Origin of the sequence: Bradyrhizobium elkanii WSM2783 (assembly GCF_000472865.1) — a bacterium.
Taxonomy (GTDB): domain Bacteria; phylum Pseudomonadota; class Alphaproteobacteria; order Rhizobiales; family Xanthobacteraceae; genus Bradyrhizobium; species Bradyrhizobium elkanii_A.
The window spans coordinates 15024-29235 of record NZ_AXAP01000022.1; the positions used below are offsets into that span (position 1 = coordinate 15024).

A 14212-nucleotide genomic window follows, 5' to 3' on the forward strand; every position below is an offset into this window, starting at 1 on the left:
CGGTGACCGGGGATACGATTCGGTCGCGAATCGTATCACGGCACCAGTTTGTAGCCACCGGCTTCCGTCACCAGGATCTCGGGATTGGCGGCATCTTTCTCGATCTTCTGCCGGAGCCGGTAAATATGCGTTTCCAGCGTATGGGTGGTGACGCCCGAATTGTAGCCCCAGACCTCCTGCAGCAGCGTCTCGCGCGACACCGGCATCTGGCCGGCGCGGTAGAGGAAGCGCAGGATCGCGGTCTCCTTCTCGGTCAGCCGCACTTTCCGCGCATTGGCGGCGGTCAGCATCTTCGAGCCGGGCCGAAAGCTGTAGGGACCGACGGAGAACACCGCGTCTTCGCTCGCCTCGTGCTGGCGGAGCTGCGCGCGGATCCGGGCCAGCAGCACCGCGAAGCGGAAGGGCTTTGCCACATAATCATTGGCGCCGGATTCGAGGCCGAGGATGGTGTCCGAATCGGTGTCATGGCCGGTCAGCATGATGATCGGCGCCTTGAAGCCGCCTTTGCGCAAGGACCGCACCACCTCGCGGCCATCGGTATCGGGAAGGCCCACATCCATCAGGACCAGATCGGGAGAGTTGGTCTTGGCGGCGCTGGCGCCCTTGGCGCCGGTATCGACTGCGGAGGCTTCGAATTCCTCGTGAAGGGAAAGTTGCTCGACCAGCGTGTCACGCAGGTCGGTGTCGTCATCCACGATCAAAATCTTGCGGGCATTGGCCATAGGAACGATCCTCTTGGAGGCAGGCAGCAGCGGACACAAGCGGACAGCGCTTTGGCCGAGACTTGATGGCGAGACTCGCTGTGTAGGTAGTCGTTCATTACCGATTCACAAGCCGATCACAGTCTATCCCAAATCAGCAGCCGATTGGATGAATGTGCTGTAATCCCGCCAGATAGAACAATCGGGGCCGGGCAGGCAAGGCGCGGGCTTTTTGATTCACATGAGAAGTTCCAGTTTTTCAATCACTTATGAGACAACCGCGCGTGATCGGCCGTTGTCCCTGGTCCGCGTCCAACCTGCCGCTGGTAACCCGTGCCGGGGGTGGCTGACCGCCGACGGTTGGTCGGTACCGGTTGCGCTTGGCCGGGGCGGCATCCTCGCCAATAAGCGCGAGGGCGACGGCGGCACCCCTAGGGGTGTCTTCCGCCCCCGACAATTATGGTGGCGGGCGGACCGCTCCCCGCGACCGGCGAGCTTCCTGCCGACCCGTCCCATTCGGCCCGAGGACGCCTGGTGCGAGGACCCGCGGGACCGCCATTACAACCAGCCGGTGCGACTGACGCGCGAGCAGAACGGCGACCGGCTGACGCGCGAGGATCGTCTCTACGACTTCATCATCGAGATCGACCACAACACCACCCCGCGCATCGCCGGCCGCGGCAGCGCGGTGTTCCTGCATCTGGCCCGTCCAAATTTCGCGCCGACCGCCGGCTGCGTCTCGATGACCAAATCCTCGATGCTGCGGCTGTTACGGCGAATGAGCCCGCAGACGAGAATCGTGATTGGCTGACCGTTTTGCGATGTCGTTACGTCATTCTCCGATGTCGTCCCGGCCTTGAGCCGGGACCCATAACCACCGGCGCTAGTTGTGGCGCGAACAAGCAGTCCCAGCTTCGCGCATCACATTCTTCCTGTGGTTATGGGTCCCCGCCTTCGCGGGGACGACAACAATTCACCGCGCGCCAAAAATCGCCGATCCCACGCGCACATGGGTCGCGCCCATCTGGATCGCTGTGGCGAAATCGGCGCTCATACCCATCGAGAGATTCGCCAGGCCGTTGCGTGCGGCGATCTTGGCCGTCAGCGCAAAGTGCGGGGCAGGGGGGTCGTTGACCGGCGGGATGCACATCAGGCCCGAGATCGAAAGCCCGTAATGCTCCCGGCAGCGCGCGATGAAGGCATCGGCCTCGGACGGAGAAATGCCGGCCTTCTGCGGCTCCTCGCCGGTATTGATCTGGATGAACAATTGCGGCTGCCGGTTCTGGTTTTTAATTTCCTTGGCTAACGCTTCGCAAATGCTGGGGCGGTCCACCGAATGGATGGCATCGAACAGCGCCACCGCCTCCTTCGCCTTGTTGGATTGCAACGGTCCGATCAGATGCAGCACGATGTCGGGGTGGGCCTGCATCAAGGCAGGCCACTTCGTCTTGGCTTCCTGCACGCGATTCTCGCCGAAAACGCGCTGTCCGGCCACGATGACGGGCGAAATCGCATCCGCATTGAATGTTTTCGACACCGCGATCAACGTCACCGAGCCACGATCGCGACGCGCATCCTTGCAGGCGCGCGCGATTTCCTCCTCGACTTCTGCGAGACCGTTTGGTGAATGCGCGGTTAGCGCCGCTGTGTTTTCCGGTGTCATGTCATCTACCAACGCAGGCTAGAGCATTTTCGGTTCTGATTGAATCAGAACCGAATCTCTAGATTCTTGATTTGACGCGTTTTCTTCACGCGAACCGGTATCCACTTCGCTCGAAAACGCTCTAGCGGGGGTTCCCTCGAATTTTATCAAATCCGGGAAAGCCTTCTTGAACCCTTCGTTCTACTTTCACCAGTGGGGCTAGGGGACATTAATGTCTAAAATTAATTTCAACCGCCACCGCGCCAAACTCAAGACTCTTCTGGGTATCCGCGGGCGGCTGGCGCTGCTTGCGCTGTTGCTGGTGGCGCCCATGATGCTGGACCGCGTCCGCACCCTGGAGGATTCGCGGGCCAAGCAGATCGCACACGCCGCCGAGGAATTCGCCGCGCTCGCCGCACACAGCGCCGACGCCCAGCGCGAGGTCATCTCCTCGGTCGAGACGGTGCTGAAATCCACCGCCTATATCCGTGCCTCCGCCGGCGGCATCGGCAAGAGCTGCGAGATCCTGCGCGCCAGCGTGCCGGCCAACATGCCCTGGATCCGCAGCCTGATGTTTCTCGGCAGCGACAACTGGATCCAGTGCTCGACCGACAACGCCTATGTCGGCATCGATCTTAGCGACCGGCCCTATGTGACCGAAGCGAGGGGGCGCCGGGAATTTGTCTTGAGCGATTTGATCGTGAGCCGCCCCACCAATACACCGGTCGTGATGGCCGCTTACCCGGTGGCGGCCGTCAACAGTGAAACCGACTCGGTGGTTCTGGCCGCGATCAATCTGGACTGGATGTCCAAGATCATGAGCAATTACGGCGGACGTGCCGGCGTTTCCTCCGTCTTGGTCGACAGCACTGGCACGATTCTCGCGGCACCGCTGGATCAGGCAAGCATGATCGGCCGCTCGCTGGACACCGTGCCGCTGATGTCCGCGGTCGCGGACAAGGCGCTTAGTTATGGTGAGTCCTCCGGCTCGATTTCCTTTACCGCGGCGGATGGCACGAACCGCACGATCAGCTTTGCCCGCATTCCCGGCACACGCTCGCGGCTGATCGTCAGCATCGACGAAGCCAAGGTGACGGCGGCGATCGATCGCGATATCCGCACCGCCTATTTGCAACTCGGCTTCGTCTGCCTGCTCGTGCTGTTCGGCGCGCTGGTCGGCGCGGAGAAATTGATCATCCAGCCGATCGACGTGATGACCCGCACGGCCAGGCGCTTCGGCGAGGGCGACTGGTCGGTCCGCGTCGCCAAGAACAAGCTGCCCGCGGAGTTCGTTCCGCTGGCCCGCGCCTTCAATGCGATGGCCGCGCAACTCAGCCAGCGCGAACGCGACCTGGTCGCGACCAACGACCGCCTGACGGTGATGGCCTCGATCGACATGCTCTCGGGGCTCGCCAACCGCCGGGGTTTCCAGAGCCGGCTCGATTTCGAGTGGATGAAGGCGCAGCAATATGATTGCGAGCTGTCGCTCCTGATGATCGACGTCGATCATTTCAAGCTCTACAACGACACCTATGGCCATCCGGAAGGCGACGCCTGCCTGACCCGGCTCGGCGAAACGCTCTCCGGCATCGCCGCCAATACGCTGGGCTTCGCCTGCCGCTATGGCGGCGAGGAACTCTGCCTGCTGTTGCCGAACACCGGTGCCACACGCGCAAAAGAGATCGGCGAGATCGTGCGCGCCACGGTGCAGGATCTCCGCCTGCCGCACGCAACCTCCAGCTACCAGATCGTCACCGCCAGCGTCGGCGTCGCCTGCACCAAGCCAAGCCCGGCGCTCCGCCCCGGCGACCTGATCGAAGCCGCCGACGCCGCCCTCTACGCCGCCAAACATCTCGGCCGCAACACCGTCGTCGAGCACGGCCTGGTGCGAGGCTCGGAAGGTGCGGCAGCGATGGCGATGGCGAGCTAACTTCGCTGCTGTCATTCGGGCGCGACGACATCACCACATCCTCTGTCATTCCGGGGCGCGCCTCTTGGCGCGAGCCCGGAATCCATTTCGCCACTTCCTTCCTGGCTGGATGGATTCTCTGATGTGCAAGAGCACATCATAGCTCGTCCTTCGGACGCCCCGGAATGACGGCGGAGAAAAATTCGCAAGCAATTCCAACGTGATTTGTCCCGTCCAGCCCTCGCACAAAAAACATTCCGCTTCCGCCGTCGGGCAAATCAGCACTATGACTCCGCGCGTCTCACGGCGGATGAGGGGCGGCTCGCGATCGTCACGAACGTTGCGGTGAGATGCGGTGGACGCAGGTGTTGCGACAGACGAACGCGACATCAGCGGACGGCGAAGTCGTGTGGTCCTGGCGCCCCGACGCTGGCGCTAAGTTCTGTTCGTTGAACAGAGCGACGGTGGCAAGAAAGCCCGGTCACCGGGGAGAGCGCGAAATAAGCCGTAACACCATCGCGCAGGGAAAGCCGGAATGCTTCGGTTGAACCTGTGGTCCTACGCCCGTGCTTTTTGTTGCACGGGACCCACGGGTGCAACCAGCACCCGGCTTTCCCTGCGCCCTCTGATATTGAGGAGGGTGAAACAAACGCAAAGCTCGGACGCAACGCGCCGCGAGAACGCGAACTCACATCCGCTCCGCTGTTCGAAAATTGAATCCGAATCCACCCCACGTCGTCCCGGGCTTGACCCGGGACCCATAACCACCGATCTGAGTTGTGGCGCGAGCAAGTGGCCCGAGTTTTCGCATCACGAGCACCTGTGGCTATGGGTCCCGGGTCAAGCCCGGGACGAAACCGAAAATGACGTGTAGAGCGGCGCATAATAATGACCTATCTGCCCTTGCCGTGCGGCGTGCCCCAACCCGTTGACCCCGCAGCCAATTCTATGGCCTAGTCCGCCGTCTTCGAAACGGCCGAAAGGCCCCCAAGAGCCCTGCTCCATGACCTCCGAACGTTACAACGCCCGTGAAACCGAGCCGCGCTGGCAGCGCCAGTGGGACGAGAAGGCGATCTTTGCGTCGAAAAACGACGATCCGCGGCCGAAATACTATGTGCTTGAGATGTTCCCGTACCCTTCCGGGCGCATTCATATCGGCCATGTCCGGAACTACACGCTCGGCGACGTGCTGGCCCGCTACATGCGCGCCAAGGGGCTCAACGTGCTGCACCCGATGGGCTGGGACGCATTCGGCCTGCCGGCGGAGAACGCCGCGATCGAGCGCAAGGTGGCGCCGAAGGCGTGGACCTACGACAACATCGCGGCGATGAAGAAGCAGCTTCGCTCGATCGGCCTGTCGCTGGACTGGTCACGCGAGTTCGCGACCTGCGACCCCAGCTACTACAAGCATCAGCAGAAGATGTTCCTGGATTTCCTGCGCGCCGGCCTGGTCGAGCGCGAGAAGCGCAAGGTCAACTGGGACCCGGTTGACATGACCGTGCTCGCGAACGAGCAGGTGATCGACGGCCGCGGCTGGCGCTCGGGCGCTGTCGTCGAGCAGCGCGAGATGAACCAATGGGTCTTCAAGATCACGAAGTACTCGCAGGAGCTCTTGGACGCTCTCGACGGGCTGGATCGCTGGCCCGACAAGGTGCGGCTGATGCAACGCAATTGGATCGGCCGCTCCGAGGGCCTCTTGATCCGCTTCGCGCTGGATCCCACAACCACGCCGGACGGCGAGCGCGAATTGAAGATTTTCACGACGCGGCCCGACACGTTGTTTGGCGCCAAGTTCATGGCGATCTCGGCGGACCATCCGCTGGCGCAGGCCGCGGCGGCAAAGAATCCGAAGCTTGCCGAGTTCATCACGGAGGTCAAACGGATCGGCACCGCGCAGGAGGTCATCGACACCGCCGAGAAGCAGGGCTTTGACACCGGCATCAAGGCGATCCATCCGTTCGATCCGAACTGGAAATTGCCGGTCTATGTCGCGAATTTCGTGCTGATGGAATACGGCACCGGCGCCATCTTCGGCTGCCCGGCGCACGACCAGCGCGACCTCGACTTCGTCAACAAATACGACCTCGGCAACACGCCTGTTGTCTGTCCGGAGGGGCAGGATCCGAAGACGTTCGTGATCACCGACACCGCCTATGACGGTGACGGCCGCATGATCAATTCGCGCTTCCTGGACGGCATGACCATCGAGCAGGCGAAGGAAGAAGTCGCGAAGCGGCTGGAGAGCGAGATTCGCGGCAACGCACCCGTCGGCGAGCGCCAGGTGAACTTCCGCCTGCGCGACTGGGGCATTTCGCGCCAGCGCTATTGGGGCTGCCCGATCCCGATCATCCATTGCCCGAAATGCGACGTCGTGCTCGTGCCCGACAGCGCGCTGCCGATAACGCTGCCGGAGGACGCGACCTTCGACAAGCCGGGCAATGCGCTCGACCACCATCCGAGCTGGAAGCAGGTCACCTGCCCGCAATGCGGCGGGCCGGCACAGCGCGAGACCGACACCATGGACACCTTCGTGGATTCGTCCTGGTACTTCGCGCGCTTCACCGATCCCTGGAACGAGACATCGCCGACCACGCCTGAAGTCGCCAACCGGATGATGCCGGTCGACCAGTATATCGGCGGCGTCGAGCACGCGATCCTGCATCTGCTCTATAGCCGCTTTTTCACCCGCGCGATGAAGGCGACGGGCCACATCGCGATGGATGAACCGTTCGCCGGCATGTTCACACAAGGGATGGTGGTGCACGAGACCTACCAGAAGGCCGACGGTACCTACGTGATGCCGGCGGACGTGAAGATCGAGGTCGTCGGCAGCGAGCGGCGCGCGACGACGATCGACACCGGCGAAGCGATCACGATCGGCCCGATCGAGAAGATGTCGAAGTCGAAGAAGAACACGGTCGACCCCGACGACATCATCGCGACCTATGGCGCCGACGTCGCGCGCTGGTTCATGCTGTCGGACTCCCCGCCTGATCGCGATGTGATCTGGAGCGACGAGCGGGTGCAGGGCGCGGCGCGCTTCGTGCAGCGGCTGTGGCGGCTGGTGAATGAATCCGCCGAGATCGCGAAGGGTGTGCCGGCGGCCCGGCCGGCGTCATTCACCCCCGAGGCGCTCGCCTTGCGCAAGGCGGCCCATGGCGCGCTGGACAAGGTGTCCTCCGGGATCGAGCGGCTGCATTTCAATGTCTGCCTCGCCCATATCCGGGAATTCGCCAATGCGCTCGCCGAGACCCTGGCCAAGGGCGGCAAGCCTGCCCCCGACGTCGCCTGGGCGGTCCGGGAGGCCGCGGTCATCCTTGTTCAACTGTTCGCGCCCATGATGCCGCACCTCGCCGAGGAATGCTGGCAGGTTCTAGGCCAGCAGGGGCTGATTTCGGAGGCTTCCTGGCCGCAAATCGAACGCGATTTGCTGGTTGAAGACAGCGTGACCCTGGTGGTCCAGGTCAACGGCAAGAAGCGGGGTGATGTTACCCTGCCACGGGCGGCGGAAAATGCTGAGATCGAGGCTGCCGTTCTGGCGCTTGATGCGGTAAAAGCCGCCTTGGACGGCAAGCCCGTCCGCAAGGTGATCGTGGTGCCCATGAGGATCGTGAATGTCGTCGGCTAGGATCCGGATCGCTCTCCGGCTCGTCGCGGTGGCCGCTTTGGCTGCGGTGACGGCAGGTTGTTTCCAGCCGATGTATGCCGAGCATACCGACGGCACGCCGGCGTTGCGCGAGAAGCTGATGGGCGTCGAGCTCCCGCCGATCAACGACAAGCCGAACGCGTCCCGCGAGGCTCGCATCGGCGTGGAGGTCCGCAATGCGCTGGCGTTCAAACTCTATGGCAACGCCACCGGCATGCCGCCGACCCACCGGTTGGTGATCCGCTTCACGACCAGCCGCTCCTCGCTGATGATCGATCCGAACACGGCGCTGCCGACCGGCGAGAATTTTGGCATCGACGCGCAATACAACCTGGTCGAGATCGCCTCCAACAAGTCGGTGATGACGGGCTCCACCTTCTCGCGGGTGTCCTACGACATGCCGGGCTCCTACCAGCGCTTCACCCGCACGCGCGCGTTGCGCGACGCCGAAGATCGCGCCGCGCAGGAGATCGCGGACAACATCAATACCCGGCTGGCTTCCTTCTTCACCGCCGGGACCTGAAACACCGTCATTCCGGGGCATGCGAAGCATGAACCCGGAATCCAGAGATGATGGATGGAGATTCTGGGTTCGTGCTCTGCACGCCCCGGAATGACACTCAAATAAAATGGTCGCGCTCCGCGGAAAAGAGATCGACGCCTTCCTCGCCCGGCCCGATCCCGGCCGTCCGATCATCCTGCTCTACGGCCCCGATGCCGGCCTCGTGCGCGAGCGCGCCGACGCGCTGATGGCGTCCGCGGTCGATGACCCCAACGATCCGTTCTCGCTGGTCCGCCTCGACGGTGACGACCTCGCCGCCGAGCCTTCGCGTTTGGTGGATGAAGCGATGACGGTGCCGCTGTTCGGCGGACGGCGCGCGATCCGCGTTCGCGCCGGCTCGCGCAATTTTGCCAGCGGCGTCGAGACGCTGACGGATTCGCCGGTGAAGGACTGCCGCATCGTGATCGAGGCCGGCGACATCAGGCCGGATTCGCCGCTGCGCAAGATCTGCGAGCGCGCCAAGAATGCGGCGGCGATCGGCTGCTATCCCGACACTGAGCGCGATCTCGCCAAGCTGATCGACGACGAACTGCGGACATCCGGCCTGCGCATCGCGCAAGATGCCCGTGCCGTGCTGATGTCACTGCTCGGCGGCGACCGCCAGGCTTCGCGCAACGAAGTGCGCAAGCTCACGCTCTACGCCCACGGCAAGGGCGAGGTCACGCTTGAGGACGTGATGACCGTGGTGTCCGACGCATCCGAGCTGAAACTCGATCCGATCGTGGACGGTGCCTTCGCCGGCAATGCCGCCGCGGTCGAGACGGAGTTTGCGAAAGCGATGGTCGCCGGTACCTATCCCGGCGTCATCATCGCTGCCGCGCAGCGCCAGGCGGCCTGGCTGCACAAATCGGCGCTGGCGATTGCCGATGGTGCGCCGGCCGCGTCGGTGCTGGAGGGCGGATACCCGCGATTGCATTTCTCGCGGAAAGGCGCGGTTGAAATCGCACTCCGCAATTTCAGCCCGCAGCGGCTGGTCGGCATCATCGAGCAGCTCGGCACCGCGGCGCTCGATATGCGCAAGCAGAATTCGCTCGCCGCAGTGATTGCGCAACGCACCCTGCTCTCGATCGCCGCCAATGCGCGGCGGCGCGGGTAAGTTGCTAGCCGCCCTCGAGCCGCCGCATCACCTCGTCTAGCTGCTCGAGACTGCGGTAGCTGATCTGGACGGAGCCGCCGGGATCGCGGTGGTTGACGCTGACGGTCAAGCCCAGCGCATCGGAGACGCGCTTCTCTAGCGCGAGCGTGTCCGGGTCCTTCTCCTTGCCGGCGGCGCCGCCGCGCGCCTTCTGCGGCTTGCGCACCGGCACGCCCTCGTCATGTGCCAGCGCTTCGGCCTGGCGCACGTTGAGACCTTCGGCGACGATGCGCTTGGCGGCTGCGAGCGGATCGGGCACGCCGATCAGCGCGCGCGCATGGCCTGCGGACAATTCGCCGCTGGCGATGAAGGCCTGCACCTCGGCGGGCAGCTTCGTCAGCCGCATCATGTTGGCGACATGGCTGCGGCTCTTGCCGACATCCCGCGCGATATCTTCCTGACTGCGCTTGAACTCGTTGGCGAGCGCATGATAGCCCTGCGCCTCTTCCATCGGGTTGAGGTCTTCGCGCTGCACGTTCTCGATGATCATCATCTCGAGCGCGTCGCTATCGTTGACCTCGATCGGGACGATCGGCACCTCGTGCAGGCCGGCGAGCTGGGAGGCGCGCCAGCGCCGCTCGCCAGCGATGATCTCGTAGCGGTCCTGCGCGCCCTTGACCGGCCGCACCACGATCGGCTGGATCACGCCGCGCTGCTTGATCGAATCGGCGAGCTCACGGAGCTCGGCATCGGCGAAGCTGCGGCGCGGATTGCGTGGATTGGCCTTGAGGAATTCGATCGGCACCTTGCGCTGCGTGCGCGGCCGCTCGACATGCGCCGCCTCGCCGCCGACGTCCCCGATCAGACTTGCAAGCCCACGGCCCAGTCGCGAACGCGCTTCGTCGGCCATTGTCGCCAGCTCCCTTGGATTCACGTAGCAAACTCCGGAATTCGAATTTCAGATCGGTCGGATCGTAGGATGGGTAGAGCGCCGCGAACCCATCGCGCTCCTCGCATGGAAAGATGATGGGTTTCGCTGCGCGCTACCCATCCTACGAATGGTCCTTAATTCGTGCGCAACTCGCGTTCGCGCTGGATCACTTCGGTGGCGAGCTTCAGATAGGCTTCGCTGCCGACGCATTTGAGGTCGTAGACCAGCACCGGCTTGCCGTAGGACGGCGCCTCGGAGATGCGCACGTTGCGCGGGATCATGGTGTTGTAGACCTTGCTGCCCATAAACTGCCGGACGTCGGCGACGACCTGGTTCGACAGATTGTTGCGGGAGTCGAACATCGTCAGCACGATGCCGTGGATCGACAGGTTCGGGTTGAGCGTCGAGCGCACCTGCTCGACCGTCTGCAAGAGCTGCGACAGACCTTCGAGCGCGAAGAACTCGCACTGCAGCGGCACCAGTATCGCGTCCGACGCCGCCATCGCGTTCACGGTCAGCAGGTTGAGCGACGGCGGACAGTCGATCAGCACGTAAGTGTAATCGGCATCCGGCGAGGTGTTGTTGTTGAGCCCGGCGATCGCGTCGCGCAGGCGGAACGCGCGGCCCGGCGTCGTGCCGAGTTCAAGCTCGAGGCCGGAGAGATCCATGGTCGAGGGCGCTATGTGAAGCCGTGGCACCGCGGTCGCCACGACCGCCTCGCGCAGCGGCGCCTCGCCGATCAGAACGTCATAGGTCGAGCAGCCCCGATTGCGCCGGTCGATGCCGAGCCCGGTCGATGCGTTGCCCTGCGGATCGAGATCAACGACCAGGACCCGCTCGCCGATGGCCGCGAGTGCCGTCCCGAGATTGATCGCTGTGGTTGTCTTGCCGACGCCCCCTTTTTGGTTGGCAAGCGACAAGATGCGTGGATGGCCAGCCGGTTGTGGCGCCCTATCCTCTCGATAAATCTCGTCAATTACGGTCATGGCGTTGCCCTGGTAATCCCCTGCGTAAAGCTCAACGGCGCCCGATGGAGCTAAGCTCGACAATCCAGCCGTGTCCGCCGGTCCGACTCGGATGAAGCTGCGGCTCAATTTTCCAATATTTAGTGGCTTCGGTCAATTCGGCCTCTACATCTTGGCCTTTGAGAAACAGCGCTTTTGCACCCTTTCGCACCAACGGTTCCGCGAAGCCGATGAGCTGATGTAGCGGAGCCAGCGCCCGCGCGGTCACGCAATCGATCGGGCCGCTGATTCTTTCCACAATATCCCCGATGTCAGCCAGATGCACCGTCCCCGGCGCCGCTGTCACCCGCAGTGCTTCGCGAAGGAAGGCCGCTTTCTTGGCGTTGCGCTCGACCAGGTGGACGCTAGTGCCAAGCGTATCGGCGAGCGCGCAGGCGAGCACGACACCGGGAAAGCCGCCGCCGCTGCCGAGGTCGACCCAGACCTTGGCAGTTGGAGCGAGGTCGAGCAATTGCAGCGAATCAGCGATGTGGCGGGTCCAGAGTTCGGGCAGCGTCGACGGCGCAACGAGATTGGTCTTGGCCTGCCACTCCAGGAGAAGCGCGACGTAGCGGTCGAGCCGGGCTTCCGTTTCACGTGAAACGGGGGCGAGGGCGAGGGCCGCCCTCTTGTCGGCGGCTGCGCTCGGTAGCGCTCTGTTTAGCGATGCTTTGACCATGATTCGCAATGTCAGTCGGAAGCCAGGTTGTCATTGCGAGCGCAGCGAAGCAATGCATTGACGCCGTCGTGCTCGGATAAATGGATTGCTTCGCTGCGCTCGCAATGACGGTGGCGCGCCGTTTCACGTGAAACGCTTACGCGGTCGCCGTCGCCTTCTTCCGCCGTGCCTCCCGACGCAGGTAAGCGGCCAGAATGCCCAGCGCCGCCGGAGTCATCCCGTCGATCCGCCCCGCCTGACCCACGGTCCGCGGCAGCGCAGCCTTCAGCTTCGCGCGCGCCTCGTTGGAGAGGCCGGGTACATCGTCATAGTCGACGCCGGTCAGGACAAGTCCCTCGTCGCGGCGGAAGGCATCGACGTCTGCGATCTGGCGCTTGAGATAGACATCGTACTTCGCGTCGATCTCCAAGTGCACGGCAGTCGATGGATCGATGACCGACAGCTCCGGCCAGATGCCTCGCAGCGTCGACCACTCCACTTCGGGGTACGACAGCAGTTCAAAGGCGGAGCGACGGACGCCATCGCGGTTCAGCGCCAGCCCGTGTCTTATGGCCTCGTTGGGCGTAATCGAGAGCGACCTGGCCAGCGCCTTGGCGGCATTCAGCGCCGCCATCTTTGCGGTGTGGCGCTTGGAGCGGGCTTCGCCGACGCACCCCAACGCAATCCCCTTATCGGTCAACCGCTGGTCGGCATTGTCGGCCCGCAGCGTCAGCCGGTATTCGGCCCGCGAGGTGAACATGCGATAGGGCTCGGTGATCCCACGCGTGACCAGGTCATCGATCATCACGCCGAGATAGCCGTCGGCGCGGTCGAACACGATTGGATCAGTGCCGCCGGCAGCGAGTGCCGCGTTCAGGCCAGCGACGATCCCCTGCCCGGCTGCTTCCTCGTATCCGGTCGTACCGTTGATCTGGCCAGCCAGAAACAGTCCGGGCAATCGCTTGGTCTCAAGCGTCGGATCGAGCTCACGCGGGTCGACATGGTCGTACTCGATCGCGTAGCCCGGCCGGACCATCTTGACCCGCTCAAGGCCGGGGATGGAGGCGAGGATAGCGAGCTGGACCTCTTCCGGAAGTGAGGTCGAGATGCCGTTGGGGTAGACCGTATTGTCGTCGATGCCTTCGGGCTCAAGAAAGATCTGGTGGCCATCGCGATCCCCGAAGCGGACGATCTTGTCTTCAATCGAGGGGCAATAGCGCGGCCCAGTGCTCTTGATCTGACCGGAATACATCGGCGAACGATGCACATTGGCCCGGATTACCTCATGCGTCTTGGGCGTGGTGCGAGTGATCCCGCACTGGATCTGGGGCGTCGTGATCCGGTCCGTCATGATGGAGAACGGCTCAGGTGGATCATCGCCTGGCTGCATCTCGACTGCAGACCAGTCGATCGTGGTGCCATCCAGGCGCGGAGGCGTCCCGGTCTTCAACCGGCCAAGCGTAAAGCCCAGACGCTCGAACGAAGCTGAAAGCCCCATGGCCGGAGCCTCACCGACCCGGCCCGCCGGCCAATTCTTCTCGCCGAGATGGATCAAACCGCGCAGGAAGGTGCCGGTCGTGATCACAACGGCGCCGGCAGAGAGCATCCGCCCGTCTCCGAGGCGAATTCCATTGATGCGGCCATTGGAGGTCAGGAGATCATCCGCCTCGCCCTCGACCACGGTCAGGTTGACGGTTTCAAGGATCGCGGCTTGCATCGCAGCGGCATAGAGCTTGCGGTCAGCCTGAGCGCGCGGACCACGGACGGCAGGACCCTTGCGGCGGTTCAGCATCCGAAACTGAATGCCGCCGGCATCCGCGACCCGGCCCATCAAGCCGTCGAGAGCGTCAACTTCGCGGACCAGATGACCCTTGCCGAGGCCTCCGATCGCGGGATTGCAGGACATCGCGCCGATGGTCGAAAAACGATGCGTCACCAGCGCGGTCTTCGCGCCCATCCGGGCAGCCGCACTGGCGGCCTCGCAGCCGGCATGGCCGCCACCGATGACGATGACGTCGAATGAAAGCGATTGGGTAGACATGCGCAAACTTCTAGCGCGGAGCGGTGAAAGTCGAAAGACAAGT

At 63.5% G+C, this 14212-nt stretch carries 11 protein-coding genes; 5 read left to right on the forward strand and 6 right to left on the reverse strand.

All coding sequences use genetic code 11. From position 1 onward, the window contains the following. Window positions 1-35: 35 nt before the first annotated feature. The gene (locus tag YY7_RS0119975; RefSeq protein ID WP_027582830.1) at window positions 36-722 is read right to left on the reverse strand and encodes a response regulator transcription factor; all 687 of its coding nucleotides are present in this window, start codon (window positions 720-722) and stop codon (window positions 36-38) included. 220 nt (window positions 723-942) lie between these two features. On the opposite strand from YY7_RS0119975, the gene YY7_RS0119980 reads away from it, so the two are divergent. Further along, window positions 943-1512, forward strand: coding sequence for a L,D-transpeptidase family protein (locus YY7_RS0119980; RefSeq protein ID WP_035690486.1), 570 nt, complete (start codon window positions 943-945; stop codon window positions 1510-1512). Window positions 1513-1674: 162 nt separating this feature from the next. Here the strand turns inward: YY7_RS0119980 and YY7_RS0119985 are convergent, their stop codons facing one another. After that, window positions 1675-2364 (reverse strand): YggS family pyridoxal phosphate-dependent enzyme, encoded by a 690-nt coding sequence (locus YY7_RS0119985; protein WP_028164761.1) that lies wholly within the window; start codon window positions 2362-2364, stop codon window positions 1675-1677. Between the two features lie 211 nt (window positions 2365-2575). On the opposite strand from YY7_RS0119985, the gene YY7_RS0119990 reads away from it, so the two are divergent. The 4 genes from YY7_RS0119990 (at window position 2576) to holA (ending at window position 9556) form a co-directional block, all read left to right on the forward strand. Next, entirely contained in the window at window positions 2576-4273 is a 1698-nt protein-coding gene (locus YY7_RS0119990; RefSeq protein ID WP_028164762.1) for a diguanylate cyclase domain-containing protein, read from the forward strand. Window positions 4274-5255: 982 nt separating this feature from the next. After that, window positions 5256-7880: a leucine--tRNA ligase gene (gene leuS / locus YY7_RS0119995; RefSeq protein ID WP_028164763.1), complete on the forward strand. Its 2625-nt coding sequence runs from the start codon at window positions 5256-5258 to the stop codon at window positions 7878-7880. Then, the gene (lptE, locus tag YY7_RS0120000; RefSeq protein ID WP_028164764.1) at window positions 7867-8421 is read left to right on the forward strand and encodes an LPS assembly lipoprotein LptE; all 555 of its coding nucleotides are present in this window, start codon (window positions 7867-7869) and stop codon (window positions 8419-8421) included. Before leuS ends, lptE begins: the two co-directional genes overlap by 14 nt. Window positions 8422-8527: 106 nt before the next feature. After that, window positions 8528-9556, forward strand: coding sequence for a DNA polymerase III subunit delta (holA, locus tag YY7_RS0120005; RefSeq protein ID WP_028164765.1), 1029 nt, complete (start codon window positions 8528-8530; stop codon window positions 9554-9556). 4 nt (window positions 9557-9560) lie between these two features. Here the strand turns inward: holA and YY7_RS0120010 are convergent, their stop codons facing one another. From YY7_RS0120010 to mnmG, 4 genes are all read right to left on the reverse strand, one after another. Beyond that, window positions 9561-10445, reverse strand: coding sequence for a ParB/RepB/Spo0J family partition protein (locus tag YY7_RS0120010; protein WP_028164766.1), 885 nt, complete (start codon window positions 10443-10445; stop codon window positions 9561-9563). A gap of 155 nt (window positions 10446-10600) precedes the next feature. Then, the gene (locus YY7_RS0120015) at window positions 10601-11452 is read right to left on the reverse strand and encodes a ParA family protein (protein WP_028164767.1); all 852 of its coding nucleotides are present in this window, start codon (window positions 11450-11452) and stop codon (window positions 10601-10603) included. 31 nt (window positions 11453-11483) lie between these two features. Then, window positions 11484-12149 (reverse strand): 16S rRNA (guanine(527)-N(7))-methyltransferase RsmG, encoded by a 666-nt coding sequence (gene rsmG / locus YY7_RS0120020; RefSeq protein WP_028164768.1) that lies wholly within the window; start codon window positions 12147-12149, stop codon window positions 11484-11486. A 136-nt stretch (window positions 12150-12285) separates the two neighbouring features. Beyond that, window positions 12286-14169 carry a tRNA uridine-5-carboxymethylaminomethyl(34) synthesis enzyme MnmG gene (gene mnmG / locus YY7_RS0120025; protein WP_028164769.1) on the reverse strand — a complete coding sequence of 628 codons (1884 nt, stop codon included), beginning with the start codon at window positions 14167-14169 and terminating at the stop codon, window positions 12286-12288. Between the last annotated feature and the right edge of the window lie 43 nt (window positions 14170-14212).

What these genes read in the sequence shown, in the direction of transcription:
- rsmG (WP_028164768.1), bottom strand. Translation starts at nt 12,149, where the DNA reads ATGGTCAAAGCATCGCTAAACAGAGCGCTACCGAGCGCAGCCGCCGAC.
- lptE (WP_028164764.1), top strand. Translation starts at nt 7,867, where the DNA reads ATGTCGTCGGCTAGGATCCGGATCGCTCTCCGGCTCGTCGCGGTGGCC.
- holA (WP_028164765.1), top strand. Translation starts at nt 8,528, where the DNA reads ATGGTCGCGCTCCGCGGAAAAGAGATCGACGCCTTCCTCGCCCGGCCC.
- YY7_RS0120010 (WP_028164766.1), bottom strand. Translation starts at nt 10,445, where the DNA reads ATGGCCGACGAAGCGCGTTCGCGACTGGGCCGTGGGCTTGCAAGTCTG.
- YY7_RS0119975 (WP_027582830.1), bottom strand. Translation starts at nt 722, where the DNA reads ATGGCCAATGCCCGCAAGATTTTGATCGTGGATGACGACACCGACCTG.
- mnmG (WP_028164769.1), bottom strand. Translation starts at nt 14,169, where the DNA reads ATGTCTACCCAATCGCTTTCATTCGACGTCATCGTCATCGGTGGCGGC.
- YY7_RS0119985 (WP_028164761.1), bottom strand. Translation starts at nt 2,364, where the DNA reads ATGACACCGGAAAACACAGCGGCGCTAACCGCGCATTCACCAAACGGT.
- YY7_RS0119990 (WP_028164762.1), top strand. Translation starts at nt 2,576, where the DNA reads ATGTCTAAAATTAATTTCAACCGCCACCGCGCCAAACTCAAGACTCTT.
- leuS (WP_028164763.1), top strand. Translation starts at nt 5,256, where the DNA reads ATGACCTCCGAACGTTACAACGCCCGTGAAACCGAGCCGCGCTGGCAG.
- YY7_RS0120015 (WP_028164767.1), bottom strand. Translation starts at nt 11,452, where the DNA reads ATGACCGTAATTGACGAGATTTATCGAGAGGATAGGGCGCCACAACCG.
- YY7_RS0119980 (WP_035690486.1), top strand. Translation starts at nt 943, where the DNA reads ATGAGAAGTTCCAGTTTTTCAATCACTTATGAGACAACCGCGCGTGAT.